At 64.2% G+C, this 1,288-nt stretch carries 1 protein-coding gene; it reads right to left on the bottom strand.

Annotated features, from left to right (window positions below; genetic code table 11):
- Positions 1–43: 43 nt before the first annotated feature.
- Positions 44–1,209 (bottom strand): IS3 family transposase gene (locus AXK61_RS24120; RefSeq protein WP_156485813.1). Its coding sequence is split into 2 segments (ribosomal slippage): positions 44–922 and positions 925–1,209, totalling 1,164 coding nucleotides; the frame shifts between segments, so codons are not numbered across the junction.
- Positions 1,210–1,288 lie beyond the last annotated feature (79 nt).

The raw sequence follows: 1,288 nt of genomic DNA, 5'->3' as shown, positions 1-1,288 counted from the left end.
TGGAAACYRGGGACTGCTGCACCGAGAGGTGACAGTTACGGTGTTATGCCGCCGGGGCGGCTGTGTTGATGATGGTCTCGTATTCGATCGGGGTCAATCGGCCGAGGCGGGCTTGCCGACGGCGTCGGTGGTAGGTCCGTTCGATCCACGTGACGATCGCGATCCGCAGCTGCTCGCGGGTGGCCCAGCGGTGCCGGTCGAGGACGTTGCGCTGGAGCAGCGCGAAGAACGATTCCATCGCGGCGTTATCGCCGGCAGCGCCCACGCGGCCCATCGACCCGACAAGGCCGTGCTGGTTCAACGCTGCCACGAACTTGCGCGACCGAAACTGAGAACCCCTGTCCGAGTGAACAATACACCCGGCGACGGGACCAGGTCGACGGGCAACAGCATTGTTCAGAGCGTTCACCGCCAGGCGGGATTGCATGCGTGAATCGATGCTGTAGCCGACGATCCGCCCCGAGCACACGTCCTTGATCGCGCAGAGGTAAAGCTTGCCCTCATCGGTCCAGTGCTCGGTGATATCAGTGAGCCACAACTCGTTCGGATTGTCGGCGGTGAAGTCGCGTTCGACCAGGTCGTCGTGCACCGGCGGGCCCGGCTTCGTGCCGCTGCGGCCGCGTTTCTTTCCGAAGGTCGACCACCAGCCGTTGGCGCAGCAGATCCGCCACGCCGTCCGGCTGCTCATCGTCTGACCAGCGGCTTCGGCTTCGTCGGCGAGGAACCGGTAGCCGAACTCCGGATCCTCGCGATGCGCATCGAACAGCGCGTTCGCCCGCTCCGCCGCGATCCGATCAGCGGTGGTGACCGCCTCCTTCAGCCAACGGTAGTAGGGCGCCCTGGCGAGCTTGAGAACCCGGCACGTCACCGTGACGGCGATCCCGTCAGCGGCGAGCTCCTTCACGAGCGGGTACATCATTTTCCCGGCAGGTTCGCCTGCGACAGATACGCGGCAGCGCGACGAAGAACTTCGTTCTCCTGCTCCAACAGGCGATTCCGCTTCCGCAGCTCGCGAAGCTCAGCGGATTCCGAAGCGGTGACACCGGGTCGGTTCCCCTCCTCGACATCGGCGGCACGCAGCCAGTTCTGCAGGCATGTCTCGCTGACACCGAAATCGGCGGCAATCTGCTTGATCGTCACACCGCCTTCGCGGCGACGAGCCGCACCGACGACATCGTCGCGGAACTCGCGGGGATAGGGCTTAGGCATGTTGACATCCTTCCAGTGGCACCCTGACAGCACCACAGATCAGATGTCACCTACTGGTGCAGCAGTCCCCTGAACTGCA

The organism is Tsukamurella pseudospumae, assembly GCF_001575205.1.
Classification (GTDB): Bacteria; Actinomycetota; Actinomycetes; order Mycobacteriales; family Mycobacteriaceae; genus Tsukamurella; species Tsukamurella pseudospumae.
The sequence above is the reverse complement of the archived record's forward strand: the minus strand, read 5'-3'. Positions and strand labels throughout refer to the sequence as shown.